General features: G+C 70.5%; 28 protein-coding genes. 10 read left to right on the top strand and 18 right to left on the bottom strand.

Annotation, left to right across the window (positions count from 1 at the left end):
• Nucleotides 1-15: 15 nt before the first annotated feature.
• Genes EHF32_RS02215 through EHF32_RS02195 form a run of 5 tightly spaced genes read left to right on the top strand, consistent with a single transcriptional unit; the run spans nucleotide 16 to nucleotide 4,108 of the window.
• A complete protein-coding gene (locus tag EHF32_RS02215; protein ID WP_137416609.1) occupies nucleotides 16-621 on the top strand; it encodes a biotin transporter BioY in 606 nt (201 codons plus the stop codon).
• On the top strand, nucleotides 618-1,718 hold the full coding sequence (locus EHF32_RS15990) for a class I adenylate-forming enzyme family protein (protein WP_161594049.1): 1,101 nt from the start codon (nucleotides 618-620) through the stop codon (nucleotides 1,716-1,718). The genes EHF32_RS02215 and EHF32_RS15990 overlap by 4 nt, the downstream gene beginning before the upstream one ends.
• Entirely contained in the window at nucleotides 1,711-2,835 is a 1,125-nt protein-coding gene (locus tag EHF32_RS02205) for an acetyl-CoA C-acyltransferase (RefSeq protein ID WP_238343769.1), read from the top strand. The genes EHF32_RS15990 and EHF32_RS02205 overlap by 8 nt, the downstream gene beginning before the upstream one ends.
• Complete coding sequence (locus tag EHF32_RS02200; protein ID WP_137416606.1) at nucleotides 2,832-3,518, top strand: energy-coupling factor ABC transporter ATP-binding protein; 687 nt, start codon at nucleotides 2,832-2,834, stop codon at nucleotides 3,516-3,518. Before EHF32_RS02205 ends, EHF32_RS02200 begins: the two co-directional genes overlap by 4 nt.
• Complete coding sequence (locus EHF32_RS02195) at nucleotides 3,512-4,108, top strand: energy-coupling factor transporter transmembrane component T family protein (RefSeq protein WP_137416605.1); 597 nt, start codon at nucleotides 3,512-3,514, stop codon at nucleotides 4,106-4,108. The genes EHF32_RS02200 and EHF32_RS02195 overlap by 7 nt, the downstream gene beginning before the upstream one ends.
• Nucleotides 4,109-4,110: 2 nt before the next feature.
• Here the strand turns inward: EHF32_RS02195 and EHF32_RS02190 are convergent, their stop codons facing one another.
• The 8 genes from EHF32_RS02190 to infC all read right to left on the bottom strand — a co-directional run bounded on the left by EHF32_RS02190 (nucleotide 4,111) and on the right by infC (nucleotide 9,773).
• Nucleotides 4,111-5,022 (bottom strand): amino acid ABC transporter permease, encoded by a 912-nt coding sequence (locus EHF32_RS02190; protein WP_137416604.1) that lies wholly within the window; start codon nucleotides 5,020-5,022, stop codon nucleotides 4,111-4,113.
• Nucleotides 5,019-5,666 carry an amino acid ABC transporter permease gene (locus tag EHF32_RS02185; protein ID WP_137416603.1) on the bottom strand — a complete coding sequence of 216 codons (648 nt, stop codon included), beginning with the start codon at nucleotides 5,664-5,666 and terminating at the stop codon, nucleotides 5,019-5,021. Before EHF32_RS02185 ends, EHF32_RS02190 begins: the two co-directional genes overlap by 4 nt.
• A gap of 69 nt (nucleotides 5,667-5,735) precedes the next feature.
• Complete coding sequence (locus EHF32_RS02180) at nucleotides 5,736-6,650, bottom strand: glutamate ABC transporter substrate-binding protein (RefSeq protein ID WP_137416602.1); 915 nt, start codon at nucleotides 6,648-6,650, stop codon at nucleotides 5,736-5,738.
• A gap of 49 nt (nucleotides 6,651-6,699) precedes the next feature.
• A complete protein-coding gene (locus EHF32_RS02175; protein WP_137416601.1) occupies nucleotides 6,700-7,488 on the bottom strand; it encodes an amino acid ABC transporter ATP-binding protein in 789 nt (262 codons plus the stop codon).
• A 91-nt stretch (nucleotides 7,489-7,579) separates the two neighbouring features.
• Nucleotides 7,580-8,380 (bottom strand): TrmH family RNA methyltransferase, encoded by an 801-nt coding sequence (locus EHF32_RS02170; protein WP_137416600.1) that lies wholly within the window; start codon nucleotides 8,378-8,380, stop codon nucleotides 7,580-7,582.
• Between the two features lie 76 nt (nucleotides 8,381-8,456).
• Complete coding sequence (gene rplT / locus EHF32_RS02165; protein WP_137416599.1) at nucleotides 8,457-8,843, bottom strand: 50S ribosomal protein L20; 387 nt, start codon at nucleotides 8,841-8,843, stop codon at nucleotides 8,457-8,459.
• Nucleotides 8,844-8,872: 29 nt separating this feature from the next.
• A complete protein-coding gene (rpmI, locus tag EHF32_RS02160) occupies nucleotides 8,873-9,067 on the bottom strand; it encodes a 50S ribosomal protein L35 (RefSeq protein ID WP_055968051.1) in 195 nt (64 codons plus the stop codon).
• A 52-nt stretch (nucleotides 9,068-9,119) separates the two neighbouring features.
• Complete coding sequence (infC, locus tag EHF32_RS02155) at nucleotides 9,120-9,773, bottom strand: translation initiation factor IF-3 (RefSeq protein ID WP_137416598.1); 654 nt, start codon at nucleotides 9,771-9,773, stop codon at nucleotides 9,120-9,122.
• Between the two features lie 242 nt (nucleotides 9,774-10,015).
• On the opposite strand from infC, the gene EHF32_RS02150 reads away from it, so the two are divergent.
• Nucleotides 10,016-10,393, top strand: coding sequence for a DUF1844 domain-containing protein (locus tag EHF32_RS02150; protein WP_137419080.1), 378 nt, complete (start codon nucleotides 10,016-10,018; stop codon nucleotides 10,391-10,393).
• Nucleotides 10,394-10,408: 15 nt separating this feature from the next.
• Here EHF32_RS02150 and EHF32_RS02145 read toward each other — a convergent pair whose 3' ends face one another.
• The 6 genes from EHF32_RS02145 to EHF32_RS02120 are packed head-to-tail and all read right to left on the bottom strand — an operon-like array spanning nucleotide 10,409 to nucleotide 14,696.
• Nucleotides 10,409-11,185: an SseB family protein gene (locus EHF32_RS02145; RefSeq protein WP_137416597.1), complete on the bottom strand. Its 777-nt coding sequence runs from the start codon at nucleotides 11,183-11,185 to the stop codon at nucleotides 10,409-10,411.
• Nucleotides 11,169-11,915: a bifunctional 1-(5-phosphoribosyl)-5-((5-phosphoribosylamino)methylideneamino)imidazole-4-carboxamide isomerase/phosphoribosylanthranilate isomerase PriA gene (gene priA, locus EHF32_RS02140; protein WP_137416596.1), complete on the bottom strand. Its 747-nt coding sequence runs from the start codon at nucleotides 11,913-11,915 to the stop codon at nucleotides 11,169-11,171. Before priA ends, EHF32_RS02145 begins: the two co-directional genes overlap by 17 nt.
• Before the next feature lie 58 nt (nucleotides 11,916-11,973).
• Entirely contained in the window at nucleotides 11,974-12,618 is a 645-nt protein-coding gene (hisH, locus tag EHF32_RS02135; protein ID WP_137416595.1) for an imidazole glycerol phosphate synthase subunit HisH, read from the bottom strand.
• Nucleotides 12,615-13,232 carry an imidazoleglycerol-phosphate dehydratase HisB gene (gene hisB, locus EHF32_RS02130; protein WP_137416594.1) on the bottom strand — a complete coding sequence of 206 codons (618 nt, stop codon included), beginning with the start codon at nucleotides 13,230-13,232 and terminating at the stop codon, nucleotides 12,615-12,617. Before hisB ends, hisH begins: the two co-directional genes overlap by 4 nt.
• On the bottom strand, nucleotides 13,229-14,323 hold the full coding sequence (locus EHF32_RS02125; RefSeq protein WP_192900678.1) for a histidinol-phosphate transaminase: 1,095 nt from the start codon (nucleotides 14,321-14,323) through the stop codon (nucleotides 13,229-13,231). Before EHF32_RS02125 ends, hisB begins: the two co-directional genes overlap by 4 nt.
• Before the next feature lie 19 nt (nucleotides 14,324-14,342).
• A complete protein-coding gene (locus EHF32_RS02120; protein WP_137416592.1) occupies nucleotides 14,343-14,696 on the bottom strand; it encodes a LysM peptidoglycan-binding domain-containing protein in 354 nt (117 codons plus the stop codon).
• A 249-nt stretch (nucleotides 14,697-14,945) separates the two neighbouring features.
• Between EHF32_RS02120 and lexA the strand changes: the two genes are divergently transcribed.
• A complete protein-coding gene (gene lexA, locus EHF32_RS02115) occupies nucleotides 14,946-15,617 on the top strand; it encodes a transcriptional repressor LexA (RefSeq protein ID WP_137416591.1) in 672 nt (223 codons plus the stop codon).
• Nucleotides 15,618-15,666: 49 nt separating this feature from the next.
• Nucleotides 15,667-17,805, top strand: coding sequence for a dipeptidyl-peptidase 5 (locus tag EHF32_RS02110; protein ID WP_137416590.1), 2,139 nt, complete (start codon nucleotides 15,667-15,669; stop codon nucleotides 17,803-17,805).
• A gap of 7 nt (nucleotides 17,806-17,812) precedes the next feature.
• Here EHF32_RS02110 and hflX read toward each other — a convergent pair whose 3' ends face one another.
• Nucleotides 17,813-19,327, bottom strand: coding sequence for a GTPase HflX (hflX, locus tag EHF32_RS02105; RefSeq protein ID WP_137416589.1), 1,515 nt, complete (start codon nucleotides 19,325-19,327; stop codon nucleotides 17,813-17,815).
• A 75-nt stretch (nucleotides 19,328-19,402) separates the two neighbouring features.
• Here hflX and EHF32_RS02100 point away from each other — a divergent pair, with 75 nt between their 5' ends.
• Both EHF32_RS02100 and EHF32_RS02095 read left to right on the top strand, forming a co-directional pair.
• Nucleotides 19,403-20,044 (top strand): class I SAM-dependent methyltransferase, encoded by a 642-nt coding sequence (locus EHF32_RS02100; RefSeq protein ID WP_137416588.1) that lies wholly within the window; start codon nucleotides 19,403-19,405, stop codon nucleotides 20,042-20,044.
• Between the two features lie 79 nt (nucleotides 20,045-20,123).
• Nucleotides 20,124-21,338: an MFS transporter gene (locus EHF32_RS02095; protein ID WP_137416587.1), complete on the top strand. Its 1,215-nt coding sequence runs from the start codon at nucleotides 20,124-20,126 to the stop codon at nucleotides 21,336-21,338.
• On the opposite strand, the gene dapF is transcribed toward EHF32_RS02095, so the two are convergent.
• From dapF to miaB, 3 genes are read right to left on the bottom strand one after another with little or no spacing between them, the layout of a single operon-like run.
• Nucleotides 21,335-22,192: a diaminopimelate epimerase gene (gene dapF / locus EHF32_RS02090; protein ID WP_137416586.1), complete on the bottom strand. Its 858-nt coding sequence runs from the start codon at nucleotides 22,190-22,192 to the stop codon at nucleotides 21,335-21,337. The two genes, EHF32_RS02095 and dapF, sit on opposite strands and share 4 nt — an antisense overlap.
• A 53-nt stretch (nucleotides 22,193-22,245) precedes the next feature.
• Entirely contained in the window at nucleotides 22,246-23,157 is a 912-nt protein-coding gene (gene miaA, locus EHF32_RS02085; RefSeq protein WP_137416585.1) for a tRNA (adenosine(37)-N6)-dimethylallyltransferase MiaA, read from the bottom strand.
• A complete protein-coding gene (miaB, locus tag EHF32_RS02080; RefSeq protein ID WP_137416584.1) occupies nucleotides 23,157-24,701 on the bottom strand; it encodes a tRNA (N6-isopentenyl adenosine(37)-C2)-methylthiotransferase MiaB in 1,545 nt (514 codons plus the stop codon). The genes miaA and miaB overlap by 1 nt, the downstream gene beginning before the upstream one ends.
• Nucleotides 24,702-24,729: the final 28 nt, after the last annotated feature.

Raw genomic sequence — 24,729 nt, 5'->3', positions numbered from 1 at the left:
CGTTCAGGAGGATCCATGACCATGCTCGTCCCCTCGGTGCGCCGCCGACTCGATGCCACCGACATCGCGAGAGCCGGCGTCTTCGCCGCGGTCATCGCCGCGCTCGGCGTACCCGGCGCGTTCACCATCTTCGGCGCGGTGCCCATCACGGCCCAGACGCTCGGCGTCATGCTCGCCGGCGCGATCCTCGGCCCCGCCGTCGGGGCGCTGTCGGTCACAGCCGTGCTGGCCCTGGTCGCCGCGGGTCTCCCGCTCCTCGCGGGCGGGCGGGGCGGGATCGGGGTCTTCGTCGGCCCCACGGGCGGCTATCTGCTCGGGTGGCTCGTCGGGGTCGTGGTCATCGGTCTGATCGTGCACGCCGCCGGACGACGCCCGATCTGGTGGCGCACCTTCCTCGGCGCCCTGGTGGGCGGAGTGCTCGTCGTGTACGCCGTCGGCATCCCGGTGCAGTCCCTCGTGCTGCGGATCGGCCTCGGGGAGGCAGCACTGTCGAGCCTCGTGTTCCTGCCGGGCGATCTGATCAAGGTCACCGCGACGACGCTGATCGTCGGCACCCTCGTGCGCGGATACCCGCGGGCCTTCCGTCGTCAATGGCGCGCCCGCCCCACCACCACCGCGTGAGCTCCTTCGTCGTTCCCATCGAGGCGCGCGACGCGCCGGCGCGCCTCGCGCTGCTCAGGCGATCGGACCGCGTGCCGCTGGTGCTCGATGAACGCTGGCCGGCACCGGTGCGCGCGGGCATCCTCTCGCTCCTCGCGCAGACGCCCGTGCCCGCCGGAGCGGAGTGGGCCGCTCTCACCTCCGGAAGCTCGGCCGCTCCTCGCGTCGTGGTGCGCACGCATACATCCTGGGCACGCTCGTTCCCCGCTGTCGAGCAGTTGCTCGGTGCGCTGCCCGGAGACGTCGTGCTACTGCCGGCGCCACCGAGTTCCTCGCTGACGCTCTTCTCCCTGGCCCACGCGCTGGCCGGCGGCCCCGCACCCGAGTTCGCCGCCACCAGCTCCCGCGCGACGCTCTTCCACGGCACCCCCACTCATTTCGCCGCGGTCCTCGCCTCGAGCGGCGCCCCCCAGCTGCGCGCGGCGCTCGTCGGAGGGATGGCGCTGCCCACCGACATCCGCGCCGAAGCCCTCGCCCGCCGCATCCGCGTCGTGGAGTACTACGGCGCCGCGGAGCTGTCGTTCGTGGCGTACGACGACGACGACGGGAAAGGGCTGCGTGCGTTCCCGGGCGTCGAGATCGCGGTCCACGACGGCGTCATCTGGGCACGCTCGCCGTACATCGCGCTCGGCTACCTGGGCGAGGCCGGTCCGCTCCGGCGCGACGGCGCGTGGGCCAGTGTCGGCGACCGGGGCAAGCTCGAGGCCGGACGGTTGCGGGTGGCGGGTCGGGAGGACGACGCCATCCAGACGGCGGGCGCCACCGTCATCCCGTCTGAGATCGAGCAGGCCCTGCGCACTCTGGACGGCGTTGCGGATGTCGCCGTGGTCGGCCTGCCCGCGCCCGGTGTCGGCCGACTCGTGGCCGCCCTCATCGAGCCCGACCGACCCGGCTGTCTGGACGCGGCGATGCTCCGCGCCGCGGCGTCGCGCCTGTTCGCGCCGGTGCACCGACCTCGCCTGTGGTTCGCCGGTACGATTGCCCGCACCTCGTCCGGCAAGATCGCTCGCGCCGAGGTGGAGCGACGACTTGCGTCGGGAGAGGTGCCCCGTGTCTGACGTGCTGATCGTGTCGGCGCGCCGCTCCGCGCTCACGACGCGGGGCCGGGCGTTCGCGGGGGTGAGCGCCGACCGTCTCGCGGCACCGGTGCTGCGCGCCGCCGCCGACGACGCCGCACGGGCGACCGGCGTGCCGATCGAGGTCGCCGACGTCGTCCTCGGCAACTGCCGTGGCCCTGGCGGCAACACCGCCCGGCTCGCCGCATTGGCGGCCGGTTTCGGCGCGCACACCCCCGGTGCGACGGTCGACCGGCAGTGCGGCAGCGGGCTGGCCGCGGTCATCGATGCGGCGCAGGCGATCGCCGCCGGTGACGAGCGGCCCCGGCTCGCCGGCGGGGTCGAGAGCGCCTCGATGGCCCCCGAACGACGCATCGACGGGATCCCCTTCGAACGGGCACCCTTCGCGCCCACCGGTTGGCCCGACCCCGACATGATCGACGCCGCCGACGCACTCGCCCGCCTCGACGGCATCGACCGTGAGCGTCAGGAGGCAGCCGCCGCCCGCAGTCACCGGCGCGCAGCCTCGGCCCGCGAGTCGGGGCGCTTCGCGGCGGAGATCGTCCCGATCGACGGGGTGGGCGACGACGACGCGATCGGTGGGGCGCTGGCCCTTCTCCCCCGGCTCACACCCTTGCGCGAGAACGGCACCGTGACGGCGGGCACGGCCACGCGCATCGGCGACGGGGCAGCCGCGGTCGCCCTCGTCGGCGCGGCGCGGCGCGCACACGCACCGGGGCTCCTCGTCCGCGGCCACGCCGTCGTCGGCGTGGACCCCGCCTACCCCGGAATCGGGGCGGCACCGGCCGTCGAGGCGGCGCTGGCCGCATCCGGCGCCGAGCTCGCCGCCGTGGCGGCGTTCGAGATCGTCGAGGCGTTCGCGGCGCAGTCGCTCGCGGTGCTGGGCCGGCTCGGGCTGGCCGACGACGACGCGCGCGTGTGCGCCGACGGCGGGGCTCTCGCGCTCGGACATCCGTGGGGCGCGAGCGGCGCCGTCGCGCTCGTGCGGCTGTTCTCGCGACTGGTGCGCGCCGGACTCCCGTCCGGGAGCATCGGTGTCGCCGCAGCATCCGTGGGCGGCGGACTCGGTGTCGCGATGGTCGTCGAGGTGATCAGGTGAGCGCGATCCGACTCGAGCGGCTCGGAGTACGCCTCGGCGACGTCGAGGTGCTCCACGAGCTCGATCTCGATCTCGATGCCCGCACGGTCGCCGTCGTCGGCGACAACGGCTCCGGCAAGTCGACGCTCGCGCGCGTCGTCGGCGGTCTGGTCGCACCGTCGAGCGGAACGGCCCGCGTGCTGCGACTCGACCCGCTCCGCGACGCCGCCGAGCTCCGCCGCCGCGTGGCGATCGTCTTCAGCAACCCCGACGCCCAGATCATCATGCCGACCGTCGCCGAGGACGTCGCCTTCTCGCTGCGCGGGGAGCGCATGAGTCGTGCCGAACGGGCGGACCGGGTGGCAGCCGCGCTCGCCCGTTTCGGGCTTGCCGACCTCGGCGACCGCTCGGCGCACGACCTGTCGGGAGGACAGAAGCAGCTGCTGGCGCTGTGCGGCGCGTTCGTGCGCGGACCGGAACTCGTCGTCGCGGACGAACCCACGGCCTACCTCGACGGCCGCAACGCCCGGATCGTGGCCGACCACCTCTTCGCGGACACGGGGCATCGTCTGCTGCTCGTGACCCACGACCTCGCCCTCGCCGAGCGGTGCGACGCGGCCGTCCACGTCGCGGGCGGCCGCGTGGTCGCCGTCGGCGAGGCGCGGGACGTCGTGCAGTCGTACGCGACGAGCCTCGGATGCTGAGCCTGTACCGGCCGGGCACCGGACCCTGGCACCGGATGCCCGCCGGACGCAAGACGCTCCTGCTGCTGGCGCTCGTGCTCGGGGTCTCGCTTCTGCCCGCCACCTGGCTGTCCTGTGCCGTCGCCGCGGCTCTCGTGCTGCTGTGCTATGCCAGCCCGGGGGCGGGATGGGCGCAACTGGGGCGCCAGATCTGGTCGCTCAGGCTGCTCGTCCTGATGAGCTTCCTCGGCCAGGCGATCTTCCTCGGTCTCGAGACGGCGACGATCGGCACGGTGCGCATCACCGCCGCCATCGTGCTGGCGGCACTCCTCGCCCTGACGACGCCCGTCACGGCGCTGTGGGAGGTCTTCGAACGCGCGCTGTCGCCGCTGCGCGTCATCGGACGGGATCCGAGCCGGGCGGCACTCCTGCTGGTCGTGGCGTTCGGCGCGGTCCCCACGCTCATCCGCTTGGCGCAGCAGGTGCGCGAAGCGCAGCGCGCCCGGGGCGCGGGTCGCAGCATCCGGGCGTTCGCCGTGCCCTACCTCGTTCTCGCCCTCAAGCACGCCGACGAGCTCGGCGACGCGTTGACGGCGCGCGGCGTTCGCTGATCTCAGAGGGCGCTGGAGTCGTACTTGCCGACACCTCGCTGCGCCGCGATGACCTCCGTGTCGGTCGTCGCCCGCCCCAACGGCGCGGCCTGACCACCCCGGCCCGCGCGCTGCGACGAGCGCATCCGGACCTCGACCCACTTGGCGATGCCGGCGAGCACGAGACACAGGGAGATGTAGATCGCGGCTGCGACCATACCCGCCTGCAGGATGGGTCGGTCGTACTGCGCCTGCGTACCGATGAGCCGGGCGTAGTAGAGCAGTTCGTTGTAGGTGATGATGTAGCCGAGCGCGGTGTCCTTGAGAGTGACGACGAGCTGCGCGACGATCACCGGGAGCATCGCCCGCACCGCCTGCGGGAGCAGGATGAGCCGCATCACACCGGCCTTGCGCAGCCCCAGCGCGTATCCGGCCTCGCTTTGACCGCGCGGCAACGACTCGACCCCTGCGCGGATGACTTCGGCGAGCACGGAGCCGTTGTAGACGGCGAGCGCGATGACCACGGCCCAGTACGCCTCCAGCCGCACCCCCACGACGGGCAGGCCGTAGTAGAGCAGCATCATGAGGATCAGCACGGGCACCGCGCGGAAGAGCTCGATGATCCCCGTCGCGGGCCAGCGCACCCAGGCGTGATCGGACATGCGACCCAGCGCGAGCACGAATCCGAGGACGACCGAGGCGACCGCAGCGGCCGCGAACGCGGCCAGCGTGCGGCCCGTGGCCGCGAGGATCTGCTCCCAGACGGTCGTGAAAGTGAAGATGTACCACTTCTCGGCGGAGAACTGACCGGTCTCGATGAATCGGTAGACGACGAAACCGCCGAGACCGAGGATGACGAGGACGGTGATGACGCCGATGATCCGGTTGCGGATGATCGCGCGACGGCCGGGCAGGTCGTACAGAACGGAGCTCATCGCGCCACCCTCCATCGGTTCTCGAGTCGTCGCTGGACCAGCGAGAGCGCCAGCACCATCACGATGAAGATAGCCGCGACCCACAGCAGCACCACGAGCGCGTTCTCACCGCGCTCGCTGAGGTTCGCGCGGATCACGCCGAGCTCGGCGACGGAGAAGCCCGCGGCGATGGTCGTGTTCTTGAGCAGCGCGATGAGCACGCTCATCATGGGCGGAACCACGGAGCGGAACGCCTGCGGCATGATGACGAGCGTCATCACCTGACCGAACGTCAGCCCGAGCGCTCGGGCTGCCTCCGCCTGACCGACCGGCACGGTGTTGATGCCCGAGCGCAGCACCTCGGCGACGTAGGTGGCGGTGTAGATCCCGAGCGCGCACATCGCGAGCACGGTGTAGCCGGGGTTCGGAAGATCCAGCGCGGGGTATCCGAAGGCGAAGAAGAAGAAGATGACCGTCAGGGGGGTGTTCCGCACGATGTTCACGTACACCGTGCCGACTGCGCGGGCGATCGGCACCGGAGAGACGCGCATCGCGCCCACGAGCGTGCCCAGCACGAGCGCGATCAGCGCGCCCGCGAAGAAGAGCAGCAGCGTGTTGCGCAGCGCGATGCCCCAGATGTCGAGGTTGTCGACGATCACGTTCATCTCAGAGGTCCTTACCGTGATCCGGTGAGGACGGTCCCACCGGGGAGACCGCCCTCACCTCAGGGACTGTCAGCTGGCTGCGTCGACGGCGGGCTGCTCGACGGTGATCCCGGATGCACCGAGGTTCTTGTCGAAGATGGCCTGCCAGATGTCGCCGCCATCGGTGAACATCTCGTTGATGTGCTCGAGCAGGACGGTGTCGCCCTTCTCGAGGCCGACGCCGTAACGCTCCTCACTGAAGGGCTCGCCCACGACCTTGAGCTCGTCGGGGTACAGGGCCGCGTAGCCGATCAGGATCGCCTGGTCGGTGGTGACCGCATCCACCTGGCCGTTCAGCAGCGCCTCGACGCAGGCCGAGTAGACGTCGAACTCCGTGGTGGGCACACCCGGGAAGTTCGCCTTGATGTTCTGGATCGGCGTGGAACCGGTGGCCGAGCACACGTTGGTGTCGGGGCCGAGATCCGCTTCGCTGGAGATGTCGCTGTCGCTCGCGACGAGCAGGCCCTGACCCGTGATGAAGTAGGGTCCGGCGAAGTCGATCTGCTCCTTGCGCTTGTCGGTGATCGAGTAGGTACCGACGTAGTAGTCGATGTCTCCGTTCACGATCGCCTGCTCGCGGTTGGCTGAGGCGATCGGCTGGAAGGTGATGTCTTCCTCGCCGTAGCCGAGGGATGCGGCGATCCACCGGGCGATGTCGATGTCGAAGCCGGTGCGCTCGTTGGTCGTCACGTCGAGGAAGCCGAGACCCGGCTGGTCCTCCTTCACGCCGACGATCACTCCGCCGCGCTCGGTGATGCGGTCGAAGGTGGGGCTGCCCTCCAGCGAGACGTCGGTGGCAGTCTCGAACCAGACCGAGCTCTCATCGGTGCCTTCCGTGCCGCCGGCGGCGCCGCCGGGAGCCGGCGATCCGCTGTTGCACGCGGTGAGGCCGAGGGCCGCGACGGCCGTGAGTCCCAGAAGGGCGGTCAGTCGTGTGGTGCGCATTTCTCTCTCCTTGCTGTGGGGGGATTGGTGCGGGAAGAACGTGCGGGGGTCAGTGGGTGATGAGCTTCGAGAGGAAGTCCTTCGCTCGCTCACTCTTCGGGGCGGTGAAGAAGGTGTCGGGCGCGGCCTCTTCGACGATGCGCCCATCGGCCATGAAGACGACGCGGTCGGCGGCCTTGCGCGCGAAGCCCATCTCGTGCGTCACGACGATCATGGTCATGCCGGACTCGGCGAGTGAGGTCATGACGTCGAGGACCTCGTTGATCATCTCGGGGTCCAGCGCGCTGGTGGGCTCGTCGAAGAGCATGACCTTCGGGGTCATCGCCAGGGCACGGGCGATGGCGACGCGCTGCTGCTGTCCACCGGAGAGCTGAGCGGGGAGCTTGTTCGCCTGATGCGCCACTCCGACGCGCTCGAGCAGCGTCTTCGCCTCGCGCTCGGCGTCCGCCTTCTTCATGCCCTTGACCTTGATCGGGCCCAGCGTGACGTTCTCGAGGATCGTGAGGTGCGAGAAGAGGTTGAACGATTGGAAGACCATGCCGACGTCCGCCCGGAGAGCCGCGAGCTGCTTCCCCTCGCTCGGCAGATCCTCGCCGTCGATCGTGATCGTGCCGCTCGTGATCGTCTCGAGCCGATTGATCGTCCGACACAGCGTCGACTTGCCGGAGCCGGACGGTCCGATGACCACGACGACCTCGCCTCGGTTGACGGTGAGGTCGATGTCGGTCAGCGCCTGGAAGTCGCCGTAGTGCTTCTGGACGTCGGTGAGCACGACGAGCGGGTCGCCGCGACGCACGGTGATGTTCGAAGTCGGGGGTGCGGCATCCGAGGGCGTCATCAGGACAGACTATGAATCGCCCCAGTGCCCCTCGGGGGCTCTTGACGGATCTCTCACCGACTTCTAACGTTCGCCCGGCCGGGGCGAGACGTCAGCTGCGCTGCGCGAAGGCGGACTCGTAGAGGCAGACGCTGGCTGCCGTCGCGAGGTTGAGGGACTCGGCGCTGCCGTAGATCGGAAGGCGCAGCGCGTCGTCCGCGAGCTCGAGCGCCGCGTCCTCGAGACCGCGCGCCTCGTTGCCGAACAGCCACGCGGTCGGCTGCGCGAGCAGACCCGTCGACCGCGCCTCGAGCAGGTCGTCGCCCTTGACGTCGGCGGCGACGACGCGCAGCCCCGCGCCGCGGATGGCGGTCACGGCGGCAGCGAGCTCACCGGCGCGAGACAGCGCGATGTGGAAAAGCGATCCGGTGGTCGCACGGACCACCTTGGGGTTGTAGGGATCGACCGTGCGACCGGTCAGGATCACCGCGTCGGCGCCCGCCGCGTCGGCCGCGCGGATGATGGTTCCGAGATTTCCGGGGTCGCGCACCTCCTCGCAGATCGCGAGCAGCCGGGGCCCCGCGGCCAGCACATCGCGCAGCGACGTGGGGAACTGCCGGGCGACGGCGACGATCCCCTGCGGCGTCACGGTGTCGGCCATCGCCTCGAGCACCGGCTCGGCGGTGTACTCGATGTCGAGCCCTGCCTCGGCCGCGGCATCGCGCAGGTCCTGGTGTCGCTCGAGAGCGGTCGGTGTCGCGAACAGTTCGACGATGCTCTCGGGTCGGAAGGCGAGGGCTTCGCGGACGGCCTGCGGGCCCTCCAGAAGGAACAGGCCCGTCTCGTCGCGGGCAGCCCGCTTGGCGAGCTTGGCAACCGCGCGAACGCGTGGGGATCGGGGATTCTCCAGCACGTTCCCAGTCTAGGGTGACGCGGGTACGCCGAAGGGGCGCCCTCCGTGAGGAGGGCGCCCCTTCGGGGTGTTCGGATTACGCCGAGGCCTTGGCGGCGTTGACGTCGGTCGGCAGAGCCGCCTTCGCCGTCGCCACGAGCGACGCGAACGTGGCGGGCTCGTTCACGGCGAGCTCGGCCAGGATGCGGCGGTCGACCTGCACACCCGCGAGGCCGAGGCCCTGGATGAAGCGGTTGTAGGTGATGCCGTTCTGGCGAGCAGCGGCGTTGATGCGCTGGATCCAGAGGCGGCGGAAGTCGCCCTTGCGCTTGCGGCGGTCGCGGTACGCGTAGACCAGCGAGTGGGTGACCTGCTCCTTGGCCTTGCGGTACAGGCGCGAACGCTGACCGCGGTAACCGGAGGCGCGCTCGAGGATGACGCGACGCTTCTTGTGGGCGTTTACTGCCCGCTTGACTCTAGCCATTTCTTTCCCTTACTTACGTGCGTCGGCGATCAGAGGCCGAGGAGCTTCTTGGCCTGCTTGGCGTCACCGGGAGCCAGGACCTGCTCCTGGTTCAGGCGACGGGTGCGACGGCTCGACTTGCCCTCGAGGTTGTGACGCATGCCCGCCTGCTGCTTCATGAGCTTGCCGCTTCCGGTCAGCTTGAAGCGCTTCTTGGCACCCGAGTGGGTCTTCTGCTTCGGCATCTTCTCTTCCTTCGTTGTGACTCCCGCGTGGCGCGGGATCAGGTGTGTGGCCTTATTCGGCCGCGTCTGCGGTGGCAGGCTCCGGGGTGTCCCCGGTGCGTGCCTGACGGGCGGCTTCCTTGTTCGCCGCGCGCTGAGCGTTCTGCTCCGCCTTCGCCTCGGACTTGTTCTTGTGCGGGGCGACCACCATGACCATGTTGCGTCCGTCGATCGTGGGGTTGGACTCCACGGTGCCGAACTCGGCGACGTCCTCCGCGAACTTGCGCAGCAGACGCACGCCCTGCTCGGGACGCGACTGCTCGCGGCCTCGGAACAGGATCATGGCCTTGACCTTGTCGCCGGCCTGCAGGAAGCCCTCGGCACGCTTGAGCTTGGTGATGTAGTCGTGAGCTTCGATCTTCAGGCGGAAACGCACCTCTTTGAGGACGGTGTTGGCCTGATTGCGACGCGCTTCCTTGGCCTTCTGCGCAGCCTCGTACTTGAACTTGCCGTAGTCCATGATCTTGACCACGGGGGGCTTCGAGTTCGGGGCCACCTCGACGAGATCGAGGTCGGCCTCCTGGGCCAGGCGCAGCGCCACCTCGATGCGGACGACGCCGACCTGCTCACCCGCAGGTCCCACGAGGCGGACCTCGGGAACGCGGATGCGGTCGTTGGTGCGGGGATCGCTGATGCGGAACTCCTCTGACGTAGCGGATGGGGCCACCGGGATGTCGACGACATTCCCGGGCGGAAGAAGACCACGCCACCCGGCACGACGCGAGGCGCCGGCTTTCTCGCACCCTGACTGCCCCCTCAGGAGGAGGCGGAGTGCAATGACCCGGTAGCCTGGAGCGGCAAGCGCGGGTGGGATGTGATCCTCTTTCGATCGGAGCAGACGCTCCGGTGCTCGCCCACTTTAGCAGAAAGAGCAACGTGGACTCGACTCCGTACGACCAGGCCGCCGACATCGACGCGCAGGCACGCGCCAACCAGGAGCGCTGGGAGCGTCAGGAGGCTGCTGCCACCGCCGCATCCCGCGACATCGCCGACGTCCCCGCGGTGGAGGTCATCACCACGACCGCCGTGCACCTGCTCAGCGCCGCTGCCGTCAAGGTCGGCCTCGCAGACGACCCCGACACCCAGACCGACCTCGACGAGGCGCGCAAGCTCATCAACGCCCTCGCGGGTCTGATCACCGCGGGAGCCCCCGAGATCAGCGACATGCACGCCCGGTCGCTGCGCGACGGCCTGCGCTCGGTGCAGCTCGCTTTCCGCGAGGCCTCCATCATCCCCGACCCGATCGGCAAGGGCCCCGGCGAGAAGTGGACGGGGCCCGTCACCTGACCGGATGCGGCCGGCTCAGCGCGACCGGCGGAGCTTGACCGTCAACGAGTCGACGAGGACCGCGATGCGGTCATCGACCGACCAGCGGCGGGCGAGACGGGCGAGGACGGCATCCAACTGCTCCTTGTCGAGACCGTCGATGAGGTGCAGCTCGACGATCAGCTCCGGACCGCGCAGGCGCGCGTCGGGGTCTCCTGCGGCGACCGAGAGATCGAGCACGGCGAGTTCGGCGCCGATGCTCTCCTGCAGCCCCGCGAAGACCTCCGGCGACACCGGGCTCGGCTCCCACGGGTGCCCCTGGCCGATGGCCCAGACGGCGGGCCGGCGCAGCACGAACTCCGTCGGTGAGCCCGGATCGATGACGATCAGATCCGTGTCGTCGCCCGCGGCAGCGAGCGCGGTGCGGATGCCGTCAGCGGGGACGGGCCGTGCGCCCCGATCCCACCGGGCCATGGTCTCGACCGAGCTGAAGACCGGAAGCACGCGGCGCCCGTCGGGCCCTGCGACGGTGACGATCGACAACTCCTGCGTCTTGTCCACGCGCAGCCCGCTCGGGGCGGTGCCCTCCTCCCCCTTCTCGGCGATGAGCGGGATCAGCAGGCGCGCACGGCGATAGGCGTCGACGACGGCGACAGCGTCGCCCTCCCCGGAGCGGAAGGCCGTCAGCGCGGCCAGCAGCGCCGCATCCGCCGAGCCGTCGTCACCCGCGTGGGTGTTCGTCTGGAAACGACGCCCTTCCCAGGGGACCCCCGCGGAGTCGTGTCCGCAGCTCGCGTCAGCGTCCTGCGACATCCAGCGCCTCGGCCAGCGTGAACGCGCCGGCATAGAGGGCCTTGCCCACGATGGCGCCCTCGACACCCAGCGGCACCAGCTCGCGAAGCGCGGCGATGTCGTCGAGGCTCGAGATCCCGCCTGAGGCGACCACCGGCTTCGGGGTACGCGCCGTGACCTCGCGCAGCAGCTCCACATTGGGGCCGCGCAGGGTGCCGTCCTTGGTGACGTCGGTCACGACGTAACGGCTGCAGCCCGCGTCCTCGAGGCGGTCGAGCACGGCCCAGAGGTCGCCACCCTCGCGCGTCCAGCCGCGCGCCGCGAGGGTCGTACCGCGCACGTCCAGCCCGACGGCGACGGACTCGCCGTAACGACTGATGACATCCGCCGCCCACTCGGGGTTCTCCAGCGCCGCCGTGCCGAGGTTGATGCGCGCCGCTCCCGACTCGAGGGCGGCGTCGAGGCTCTCGTCATCACGGATCCCGCCCGACAACTCGACCTGGACGCCCTTCACCTGCTTGATGACCCGGCGCATCACGGCCGCGTTGTTGCCGCGTCCGAACGCGGCGTCGAGATCCACGAGATGGATCCACTGCGCGCCCTGCCGCGCCCACTCGACGGCAGCGTCGACGGGGTCGCCGTAGCTGGTCTCGCTACCGGCCTCACCCTGGGTGAGGCGGACGGCCTTCCCGTCGGCGACATCGACCGCCGGCAGAAGGATGAGTTCAGGGGTGGACGCGAAATCGTTCATGGCTCCTCGTGCGCTCGCGCACCCGGCGGATCCCCGGCGTGCGGCACGAGGTAAGAGACTACTGGGGTCGCAGCGTGCTGATCCAATTGGCGAGGAGACGGATGCCCGCAGCCCCCGATTTCTCGGGGTGGAACTGCGTGGCACTGAGAGGCCCGTTCTCCACGGCCGCAAGGAACGGGGAGCCGTGTGTGGCCCACGTGAGCACCGGCTCGGCGAACGGTGCCTGAGGCGGCATCGTCCAGTGCTGCGCCGCGAAGGAGTGCACGAAGTAGAAGCGCTCGTCCTCGAGCCCGGCGAACAGACGTGAGCCCGCATCCGGTGAGACCGTGTTCCAGCCCATGTGCGGCAGAACAGGCGCGTCGAGCTCGGTCACCGTCCCCGGCCACTCGCCCAGCCCGTCGGTCGCGTCACCGCGTTCGACGCCGTGGTCGAACAGCACCTGCATCCCGACGCAGATCCCGAGCACGGCGCGGCCGCCGGCCAAGCGCCTGCCGATGAGCTCGTCGCCCTTGCTCGCCCGCAATGCCTCCGCCACCGCTCGGAACGCTCCGACACCCGGCACGAGCAGGCCGTCGGCATCCTGGATGAGTCCGCGGTCGGCGGTCAGCCGCGCGTCGGCACCGGCTGCGGCCAGAGCCTTGACGGCGGAGTGGACGTTGCCCGAACCGTAGTCGAGGACCGCGACCAGCGGCGCGCCGGTCACAGGGCGCCCTTCGTGCTCGGGATCCCGTCGACGAGCGGGTCGAGCGCCTTCGCCTGGCGGAACGCACGTGCGAACGCCTTGAACTCGGCCTCGGCGATGTGGTGCGGGTCGCGGCCGCCCAGAACGCGCACGTGCACGGTGAGCGCCGCGTTGTAGGCGATGGCCTCGAACGCGTGACGCACGAGGGACCCGGTGAAGTGACCCCCGATCAGGTGGAACGCATACCCCTCGGGCTCGCCGTCGTGGACGAGGTACGGGCGGCCGCTGATGTCGACGACGGCCTGCGCGAGCGCCTCGTCGAGCGGCACGAGCGCATCGCCGTACCGCGCGATCCCGCTCTTGTCCCCCAGAGCGGCGCGGATCGCCTGGCCGAGGACGATCGACACGTCTTCCACGGTGTGATGTGCGTCGATGTGCGTGTCACCGGTGGCCCGCACCGTCAGATCGGTGAGGGAGTGTTTGGCGAACGCCGTCAACAGGTGGTCGAAGAACGGCACGCTCGTCGAGATCGAGCTCTTGCCGGTGCCGTCGAGGTCGAGCGAGAGCTCGATCTGCGACTCGCTCGTGGCCCGGCTGAGCTCGGCGGTGCGGTGCGATGCGGGCTGCGCGGTCATGCCTGCGAGTCTATCGACGCCATGGCCGCCAGGAACGCCGTCGTCTCAGCCTCGGTCCCCGCCGTCACGCGCAGGTGACCGGGGATGCCGACGTCGCGGATCAGGACGCCGCGTTCGTACAGCGCGCGCCAAACGGCCGCAGGGTCGGCGACGCCGCCGAACAGGACGAAGTTGGTCCATGACTCGTGCGGGCAGTAACCCATCGCGCTCAGCTCGCCGCTGATGCGATCACGCTGCGCGACGATCTCATCGACCATGCCGAGCATCGTGTCGGCGTGGCGCAGAGCGGCCTCCGCTGCTGCCTGCGTCAGGGCGCTGAGGTGGTACGGAAGCCGCACCAGACGAAGAGCGTCCACGACGGCGGGATCAGCAGCCAGGCACCCGACGCGCGCACCCGCGAACGCGAACGCCTTGCTCATGGTGCGGGAGACGACCAACCGCTCGCGCCCGGGCAGAAGCGAGATCGCCGACGGGGTGTCCCGCGGGGCGAACTCCTGATAGGCCTCGTCGACGATGACGATGCCGCGGCTGGCCTCGTACACCGCCTCGATGACGTCGAGGGTCATCGGCGTTCCGGTCGGATTGTTCGGGGCGCAGAGGAAGATCACGTCCGGGTCCGCCCGACGCACCTGTTCCGCGGCGGACACAGCGCTCAGGCTGTAGTCCTCGGCGCGAGTGCCGGCGACCCAGTCCGCCCCCGTCGCCCGGGTGAGCAGCGGGTACATCGAGTACGTGGGCGCGAAGCCGAACGCGGTGCGCCCAGGACCCGCGAACGCCTGCAGGACGTGCTGGAGGACCTCGTTGGACCCGTTGGCCGCCCAGATCTGCTCCGCGACCAGTCCGCCACCGAGGTAGCCGGCGAAAGCCGCGCGCAAACGGCTGAACTCGCGGTCCGGGTAGCGGTTGACCTGTTCGAGGGCGGCGCCGATCGACGCGAGGATGTCGGACGCGACGTCGGCCGGGACGGGATGCGTGTTCTCGTTGACGTTCAACGCCACCGGAAGCGGTGCTTGGGGCGCGCCATAGGGCTTGAGTCCGCGCAGATCGTCGCGGATCGGCAAATCATCGAGGCTGATCGTCACGCGCTCCATCGTAGAACCGCGCAGGACCTCACTCGCCCGAGGTGTACTCCGCCGGGATGGCCAGACGTTGCCCGGCGCTCACCTGCGCGCCCGGCAGGGTGTTGAGCCGCATGATCGCGTCGACGACGTCTCGCGGGTCGTCTTGCGGAGCGACCTCCTCCGCGATCGACCACAGCGACTCCCCCGCCATCACCGTCACCATCTCGAACGAGCCGGCGGCTGCGCCGGGCTCGCGGGAGGCGAGCGCGGACCCGCCGCTGATCACGCCGACGGCCAGCGCCGCGACGACGGGCAGAGCGACGAGCCAGGCGAGCACCCGACGACCGCGCGCGGTCAGACGCAGGCGGGTGGCGACGGGGGCGGCGAACTCGATCGTGCTCATGACGACTCCTTCAGGACGGGAAGAGATTCGTACCCGACCCTCCGGCCGGGAGAGCCGGGTACGAACTTCTCTTCCGAAGCTATCTTCGATTTACAGTACTGTCAAGCGATCGCGAAACCGGTCGAGTTTCGAAGACGACACGCCCTGCGCATGGACTGGATCGCCGCCGATTCCCGCTACGGTTTCGCTGAGGACACCGAATCACCGACCTCCGACATTCGAACGGAACAGACCCGACGGGAGCGCCGCATGGCCGCCAACCAGAAGCCGCAGACCCGCCGGCGCAAGAGCCTCAGCGACAAGCAGCTCGCGATCCTCGAGGTCATCCAGCACTCGATCGCCCGCCACGGCTACCCGCCGAGCATGCGCGAGATCGGGGACGCCGTCGGACTGAAGTCGCTCTCGAGCGTCACGCACCAGCTGAACCAGCTCGAGCTCTCCGGTTATCTCCGACGCGACCCCGGCAAGACGCGTGCCATGGAGGTCCTGATCGATCTGCCGGGCACCGCCGCCGAGAACCCGGCCGACGCCGCACCCGCCGTGGGCGATGCCGCGCTGGTTCCGCTCGTGGGGCGGATCGCTGCGGGTGTGCCGATCACCGCAGACCAGCACGTCGAAGAGATCTTCCCGCTGCCCCGCCAGCTCGTGGGCAAGGGAGACCTGTTCATGCTGAAGGTGTCGGGAGACTCGATGATCGACGCGGCGATCTGCGACGGCGACTGGGTCGTGGTCCGTTCCCAGCCGACGGCCGAGAACGGCGACGTCGTCGCCGCGATGCTCGACGGTGAGGCGACCGTGAAGACGTTCCGGCGCCGCGACGGGCACGTATGGCTGCTGCCGCGCAACACGGCCTTCGAGCCGATCCTCGGCGACGATGCCGTCGTGCTCGGCAAGGTCGTCGCGCTCATGCGCGCGGTCTGACTCGCCGCTCTCTTCGGACGACCCCCGGGCCGCCGCGTAGCGTGGGGGCATGACCGCCACCAGCTCCTACGGTTCCTGGCCCTCGCCCATCTCCGCCGCCGACGTCGCGAGTTCCTCCACGCGCTTCGACGGTGCGCGGTTCGTCGGCGAGGAGATCTGGTGGGCGCAGTCGGCGCCCGAGGAGGGCGGCCGCATGGCGGTGCGCCGTCGACAGCGCGACGGTCGGATCGCGGATGTCCTTCCCGCTCCGTGGAACGCGCGATCCCGGGTGCACGAGTACGGCGGCGGCGCGTGGTGCGCGGCCGAGGACGGGCGACTGTTCTTCGTGGAGGCCGGCGACCAGCGCGTCTACGTCCTCGACTCGGGCAGCGCTCCCACTCCGCTCACGCCCGAGGCGGACGGCACGGCGTTCGGAGGCCTGGTGTGGGCGTCCGGCCGCCTGCTCGCGGTGCGCGAGCGCACCGCGGCATCCACCGGGGAGCGGGCCATCGTCGAGATCTCGCTCGATGGCGCCGATGCGCGGGTCATCGCACACGGCGACGACTTCGTCGCCCAGCCCGCGCTGTCTCCGGATGGTCGGCATCTCGCATGGATCGGGTGGAATCACCCCGACCTGCCGTGGGACCGCACGCGCCTGCACGTGGGGCGTCTGCGCGACGGCGTGGTCGAGGATGTCGTCAGCGTCACGGACGGCGCGGCTTCGGCGCTCCAGCCGGTGTGGACCGGCTCCGACGAGCTGCTCTACCTCGACGACGCGTCCGGCCGGTGGCAGGTGCAGCGCGTGCGACCGGACACCGGCGAGCGCAGCACCCTCACCCATGACGACGCCGACACGGGCGGCGCGCTGTGGACGCTCGGGATGCGGTGGTTCGCCCCGCTCGAGGACGGACGGATCGTCGCGGTGCGCACGAACGGCGAGGACTCTGTCGTGGTGATCGATCCCGCCGACGGCACGATCCGCTCCGCGGGCATCGACGGCGCCTCCCAGACCTTCCTCGAGGATGCGCGCGGTACGCGCCTGCTGATCACGACGGCGTCCGCATCCGCCCCGCTCGGACTCTGGCTCGTGGATGCGGACGGCACAGCGGCACCGGAACGTCTGTCCGGCGACGATCTCTCCGCACTCGAGCCGTGGTTGCCCGCACCTCGCGCGTTGACCGCCGACGGACCCCACGGCCCCGTGCACGCCTACTTCTACCCGCCGACGCATCCGGAGCTCCACGGCCCCGACGACGAGCTCGCCCCGTGCCTCGTGTGGGTGCACGGCGGACCGACCGCCCATGTGGGCCCGGCCGCATCGCGCAAGATCGCGTACTTCACGAGCCGCGGCATCGGGGTCCTCGACGTCAACTACTCCGGCTCGACCGGCTACGGGCGCGCCTACCGTGAGCGGCTGCGCGGCCAGTGGGGCGTCGCCGACGTCGACGACGTGATCGCGGCCGCGCGGCATGTCGCCGCGGCCGGCCTCGCGGACCCTGACCGACTGGCGATCGAAGGAGGGTCAGCCGGCGGCTGGACGGTGCTCTCGGCGCTGACGGGCGGCGATGTCTTCGCCGCGGGGGTCTCGCGCTACGGCGTCGGCGACGCTCGCGCGCTCGTGGCGGACACGCACGACTTCGAGTCGCGCTATCTCGACGGTCTGATCGGTCCGCTGCCGGAGACGGAGGAGGTGTACGTCGAACGCTCGCCGCTCACGCACCCCGAGCGATTCCGTGTGCCGTTGCTGATCCTGCAGGGCTCCGAGGACCGGGTCGTGCCGCCGGCGCAGGCCGAGGCCATCCGCGACGCTCTGCGTGAGCACGGCGTGCCGCACGCGTACGTCCTGTTCGAAGGCGAAGGGCACGGGTTCCGGCGCCGGGAGACCACGATCGACGCGCTCACCTCGGAGCTGGCCTTCCTCGGAGAGGTGCTCGGCTTCACCACGGACGCGCCCGAGCTCCCGCTGTCGATCGGCGCGCTGCACATCGCCGACGGCCCGGACGGACGAGAGGTGTTCGTCGACCCCGAGAGCGATGTGACGCACGCGGAGCGTGACCTCCGCGTCGTCGTCGCGCGCGAGCCCCTGCGGCCCCTCGTCGCCCGCCCGCGCACGCGGGAGTGGGCCGAGACCATGCGGGCGGCGGGATTCACGGCGACGACGAACGATCCGGACCTGTTCGTGCTCCTCCCCGCCCTCGACGGAGAATGAGGCGCCCTCAGGCGAGGAAGGCTTCGAGCCTGCCGGCGAGCGCCGCGCCGACGCGGGCGTGGAGGGCCGTGCCCTCCGCCTCGTGCAACTCCTCGTAGATCATCCCGTGCTCGTGCACGGCCGAGACCAGGTCGCCGCGATCGTACGGCAGCAGAACCCGCAGCTCGACCTCCGGCAGCGGAAGCGCATCCTCGATGACCTGGCGGAGCTCGTCGATGCCTTCGCCCGTGCGGGACGAGACGAACACCGCAGAGGGCACGAGCCCTCGCAGCAGGAGCCGCGCGTCGTCGTCGATGAGGTCGGCCTTGTTGAACACGACGATCTCCCGCGTGTCACGCGCTCCCACGTCACCGATCACATCGTGGACGGTGGCCAGCTGAGCGGCGGGATCGGGGTGCGAGCCGTCGACGACGTGCACGATGACGTCGGCGTCACCGACCTCTTCGAGCGTCGAGCGGAACGCTTCGACCAGCTGGTGCGGGAGGTTGCGCACGAATCCGACCGTGTCGGTCAGGGTGTAGATGCGCCCGTCCTCGGTCACCGAGCGTCGAACGGTGGCGTCGAGCGTCGCGAACAGGGCGTTCTCCACGAGGACGCCCGCGCGCGTGAGCCGGTTCAGCAGACTCGACTTGCCCGCGTTCGTATACCCGGCGATCGCCACGGCGGGGATCGTGTTGCGCTTGCGTTCGGCGCGCTTGGCATCACGGGCCGGGGCGAAGTCGCGGATCTGACGACGCAGCTGCGCCATCCGGGTGCGGATGCGGCGGCGATCGAGCTCGATCTTCGTCTCACCGGGTCCGCGCGAGCCCATACCGGCGCCGCCGGCGCCGACCTGGCCACCGGCCTGACGGCTCATCGACTCGCCCCAACCGCGGAGGCGCGGCAGGAGGTACTCGAGCTGGGCGAGCTCCACCTGCGCCTTGCCTTCGCGGCTCTTCGCGTGCTGGCTGAAGATGTCGAGGATCACGGTCGTGCGATCGATCACCTTGACCTTGACGACGTCCTCGAGCGCACGGCGCTGGCTCGCGGCGAGCTCGGTGTCGGCGATGACGGTGTCGGCGCCGACGGCGGCGACGATGTCTCGCAGCTCCTCCGCCTTGCCACGACCGATGTACGTCGCGGGGTCGGGATGCGGTCGGCGCTGCAGCACGCCGTCGAGCACGACGGCGCCCGCCGTCTCGGCGAGGGCCGCGAGCTCGCGCAGCGAGTTCTCGGCGTCCTCGGTGGCACCCTGCGGGTGAACGCCCACGAGGACGACGTTCTCGAGCCGCAACTGGCGGTACTCGACCTCGGTGACGTCTTCGAGCTCGGTCGACAGGCCACCGACGCGACGCAGCGCCTGACGCTCTTCGCGGTCGAACTGCTCACCGTCGCCGAAGCCGTCGGCGACGGTCGTGGCGTCCTGCAGCGCCTGCGCTCCGGCCAGAGGGCCGCGCATCCGTGCGCGAGTATCCGCTCGCGAGAGCACCCGGTCGACGTCGTCGAGCCGCTGCTCGTCGGTGGACGGGGGTGTTTCTGTCATCGTTTCCTTTCGGGGCGTCTCGCGCCCGCTCACTCTAGCCTCCCGCCTTCGGAGACTTACCGCTACGCTTCGTGTATGGGGAGTGACCACTACTTCACCGCGTCACCCGCCAGTCCCGAGAACCTCCGCACCATTCGTGTCAGCGTGGCCGGTCGCGACATCGACGTGACGACGGCCGGCGGAGTGTTCAGCCCGGATCGACTGGATGCGGGCACCGCCGTGCTGCTGAGCAACACACCGCCGCCGCCGGCCGGCGGCCACTTCCTCGACCTCGGATGCGGCTGGGGCCCGATCTCGATCTCGCTCGCGCTCTCGTCGCCACACGCCACGGTGTGGGCCGTCGATGTCAACCAGCGCGCCCTCGATCTCGTCCGCCGCAACGCGGAGAACCTCGGCCTCACGAATATCAACGCCGTGACGCCGGATGATGTTCCCGAGGACATCGCCTTCCGCACGATCCGCTCGAATCCGCCGATCCGCGTCGGCAAGAACGAACTGCACGGAATGCTCGAGCGATGGATCCCCCGACTGGACGAGCGCTCCGACGCCTGGCTCGTCGTCGCCCGCAACCTCGGCGCCGATTCGCTGCAGCGCTGGCTCGCCGCATCCTTCCCCGCGGGCTTCAGCGTGCACCGCACCGCGACCGCCCGCGGTTTCCGGGTGCTCAAGATCCGTCGCCACGGAGCGGAAGCCACGGCTCCCATCCCGCTGCCCTGACGGTGATACGCTCACCTCACAACGACTGATGGGCTGAGGGCGCAGTTCGGGCGGGGGATGCGCCGATCGGAGCTTTTCCATGCCCTCTTCCTCCTCCGTCGGCATCCGCTCGTACCGTGCGCTGCCGCGCATCGCCGGGTGGGACTACCTCGTCGCGACGAGCCTCGGACGTCTTCCCCTGTCGATGGTCCCGCTCGCCGTCCTGACGCTCGTGACCTCTGCCACGGGGTCGATCGCGGTGGGCGGCTTCGCCGCGGCAGCAGCCGCGATCGGCGAGGCCGTGGGCGCTCCCGCCTCCGGGGCGATCGCCGACCGCATCGGGCAACGTCCGGTGCTCCTCGCCGGCGTCGTCGTGCACGTCGCACTGCTCCTCGCCCTGACGTGGGGCGCAGGGCACGTCTCCGACCCCGGCGCCGTCGCTCTCGCCGCCGGGATCGGGCTGAGCCTTCCGCAGGTCGGCGCGTTCTCCCGCACCCGGTGGCTCTCGCTCGCTCCGGATGATCTGCCGACCGCCTTCGCCTTCGAGGGCGTCATCGACGAGATCTCCTACATCTTCGGACCCGCCATCGTGGGCCTCACCGCCGCGTTCGTGTCACCGCAGGCAGCCACGCTGCTCGCCGGTGCGCTCGTGGTCGCATTCGCGACACAGTTCGCCGTGCACCGCACGCATCGCAGCGTGCCGCGGCGCCGACAGGCGCCGCCGCGGACAGCAGCCCCCGCCGGGCGCCGGACTCTGCTGGTCACCGCGCTGGTCGGAATGCTGGCGATGGGCACGTTCTTCGGCGCGAGTCAGACGGGTCTCACCGCCTTCGCGGGGCGCATCGGGATCCCGGATGCGGGCGCGCTCCTCTACGCCGTCATGGCGGTGGGCTCGGCGATCACGACGCTGTCGATGGTGCTGGTCCCGGAGCGGATCGGCACCTGGACACGATGGAGCGTTGCCGCCTGCGGGATGGCTTTGGGGGCATCGCTCATGCTCGTCGCCGACGACGTCGTGTGGATCATCGGTGCCGGGCTGGTCGCCGGCGCGTTCCAAGGACCGCTGCTGCTGACGATCTTCCGGGTCGTGGGCGACGCCGCGGACGAGGGGCGGGCCGGGATCCTGTTGACCCTCACCACGAGCGGCATCGTTCTCGGCATCGCGGCGGGCTCCGCCCTGTCCGGACTGCTCGCGCAGAACCTGGGCGCTGCCGCGGGGTTCCTCCCCGTGCTCACCGCGACGCTCGTCCTGCTCGCCATGGGCGTGGTGGGCGCCGCCGCCGCCAAGGGCGGGGAGCGCACCGCATCCCGTTAGGCGAGCGTCACCTCGCCGTGGAAGACCAGCGATGCGGGTCCCGACAGCAGCACGTGCCCGTCGTGCATGCGGACGCCCAGCGTCCCGCCGGGCACATCCACGACCCACGCATCGGGCGCCGCGGGTCCTGCCCAATGGCGCACCGCGAGAGCCGCGGCGGCCACACCGGTGCCGCAGCTGAGGGTCTCCCCGACGCCCCGCTCGAAGACCCGCATCCGGATGCCGCCGACGCCCCCCACGACGAGGGGATCGCTCGGAACGACGAACTCGATGTTCGCACCGGCGGGCGGCTGAGGGTCGAGCAGGGGCTGCGCCGTCAGGTCGAGCGCTTCCAGCTCAGCCTCGGAGGACAGCGCCACGACGACGTGGGGATTTCCCACATCGACCGGCTGGCCCGGGCGCGCGACGTCCAGACCGCGGGCCCGCACGAGAACGTCGTTCTCCTCGACGACCCACTCCCCCAGATCCACTTCGAAGCCGCGCTCACTGCGCGTGAGCGTCTTGACCCCGGCTCGGGTGCCGATGCGCAACGGCGCGTCCAGCGACGCCAGATCCTGATCCTCGAGGAAGCGCGCGAACACCCGCGTGCCGTTGCCGCACATCTCGGCCTTCGATCCGTCGGCGTTGCGGTAGTCCATGAACCACTCGGCGCCGGCCGCGGCAGCGGCCGCGCCCTCGGGGATCCGCGCCGACCGCACGACACGTAGAAGTCCGTCCGCGCCGATGCCGAACCGGCGATCGCAGAGCACCGCGATCTGGTCATCGCTGAGATCCAGCTCGCCGTCCGGATCCGACAGGATCACGAAGTCGTTCCCGGTTCCGTGGCCCTTGGTGAACGGGAGCGTGCGCGACATTCCGCCAGTCTACGGGCGGGGCGGGGCAGAGCTGTCCGCCGGACGAAGGGTCGTCACACCTCGACGACATCCGCGACCGCCGTCCCCGCCGTGATGCGGCGGGCGGCGGTGTAGCGGCGGAACCAGGAGACCTGGCGCCGGGCGTAACGGCGGGTCAGCGCCTGGGTCTGGGCGATCGCCTCCTCGCGGCTCAGCCGGCCGTCGAGCTCCCCGATGGCCTGCGCATACCCGATGGCTCGCCTCGCCGTGACCCCGGTGTCGAGTCCCCTCTCGCGCAGGGCCGCGACCTCGTCGAGCAGGCCGTCCCGCCACATCTGCTCGACGCGCGCGTCCAGCCTCGGGACGAGCACGTCACGCTCCTCGTGAGCGACCAGCAGGTGGGTCCGCGGGTGCCAGAGGCGTGGGTCTTCGGGCAGCGCGGCACCGTGGGTCGCGGCACCCTGGGCCAGGATTTCGAGAGCCCGGACGATCCGCCGACCGTTGTGCGGATCGACGCGCTCCGCGGTGACCGGATCGACGCCGCGCAGGCGCTCGTAAAGCGCTCCGGGGCCGAGCTCGTCCAACTCCGCCTCCAACGCCCGGCGCAGCGCCTCGTCCCGCGGAGGAAAGCGGAAGTCGTACGCGACCGCCGAGACGTACAGTCCCGAACCGCCGACGAGGATCGCGTCGGCGCCGCGGGCGTTGATCGTGTCGATCGCCTGCCGCGCCCGCGTCTGGTAGTCCGCCACAGCGGCTTCCTCGGTCACCTCGAGGACATCGAAGAGGTGATGCGGGATCCGGCGCCGCTCGGCGACAGGGAGCTTCGCCGTGCCGATGTCCATCCCCCGGTACAGCTGCATGGCGTCCGCGTTGACGATCTCGGCCGCCCGCCCCCGTGCGCGAAGCTCCTCGGCCAGCGCGAGCGAGATCCCGGTCTTCCCCGTACCGGTGGCCCCGGCCACGATCCACAGCCGGGGCGCGGACATCACTGCTCCCGACGAAGCGACGGCAGACCCAGAGAGACCGCCTTCGGGCCGGAACCCGAGGGAGAGGGCACACCGCAGGAGTCGGCCTCCGCGCGATCCCACGCGTCGCCGGAACGGGTGCGACGGATCACGAGCGGAGCGCCGTCGGGCGAATCTGCCAGGAGGTGGAACGGAGCCGCGTGCGTCACCACGACGGAGACGACGTCACCCGGGCGAGGCACCGGCGAGGCGTCGGGGACCTCGAAGTGCACGAGTCTGTTGTCCTCGGCGCGTCCGGTGAGACGGCGCGTGGCCGCATCCTTCTTGCCCTCGCCGGCTGAGACGAGCACGTCGAGGCGGCGACCCACCTGCTTCTGGTTCTCTTCGAGGCTGATGCGCTCCTGAAGGGCGACGAGGCGCTCGTACCGCTCCTGCACGATCTCCTTCGGCACCTGGTCCGCCATCGTTGCAGCGGGGGTGCCCTCGCGGATCGAGTACTGGAAGGTGAAGGCGCTCGCGAACCGCGCCTGTTCGACGACTCGCAGGGTGTCCTGGAAGTCTTCTTCCGTCTCGCCCGGGAACCCGACGATGATGTCGGTGGAGATCGCGGCGTGCGGGATCCGCGCGCGCACCCGGTCGAGGATGCCGAGGAAGCGCTCCGAACGGTAGGAACGGCGCATGGCCTTGAGGATGCGGTCGCTACCGGACTGCAGCGGCATGTGCAGCTGCGGCATGACGGCGGGCGTCTCGGCCATCGCGTCGATGACGTCGTCGGTGAACGCGGCGGGGTGGGGGCTGGTGAAGCGGATCCGTTCGAGTCCCTCGATCTCTCCCGCAGCGCGCAGCAGCTTGCCGAACGCCTGGCGATCGCCGAACTCGACCCCGTACGAGTTCACGTTCTGTCCGAGCAGCGTCACCTCGATCGCGCCGTCGTCGACGAGCAGACGGATCTCGCTCAGGATGTCGCCCGGGCGACGGTCCTTCTCCTTGCCGCGCAGGCTCGGCACGATGCAGAACGTGCAGGTGTTGTTGCACCCCACCGAGATGGAGACCCACCCGCTGTAGACGCTGTCGCGCTTCGTGGGCAGCGTCGACGGGAAGACATCGAGGGACTCGAGGATCTCGAGCTCGGCCTCCTCGTTGTGCCGCGCGCGCTCGAGGAGCTTCGGCAGCGAGCCCATGTTGTGGGTTCCGAAGACCACGTCGACCCACGGCGCCTTCTCGACGACCGTCTGCTTGTCCATCTGCGCCAGGCAGCCCCCGACGGCGATCTGCATCCCCGCGTGTGTGCTCTTACGGGACTTCAGGTGCCCGAGGGTGCCGTAGAGCTTGCCGGCGGCGTTGTCGCGCACGGCGCACGTGTTGATCACGACCACGTCGGCCTCGGTGCCCGGCTCCGCGGGAACGTAGCCCGCCGACTCCAGCGATCCCGAAAGGCGCTCGGAGTCGTGCACGTTCATCTGGCAACCGAAGGTGCGCACCTCGTAGGTCCGCGCGCGTCCGTCCGCGTCGAGCGCGGCGGGCGAGGCGGCGATGAGGGTCGGAGCGCTCGAGGGGATCGTCATGATGGGAGCCATTCTACGTTCGCACTCC

It is taken from the genome of Microbacterium sp. RG1, assembly GCF_005347485.1.
GTDB classification, from domain to species: Bacteria; Actinomycetota; Actinomycetes; order Actinomycetales; family Microbacteriaceae; genus Microbacterium; species Microbacterium binotii_A.
The sequence above is the reverse complement of the archived record's forward strand: the minus strand, read 5'-3'. Positions and strand labels throughout refer to the sequence as shown.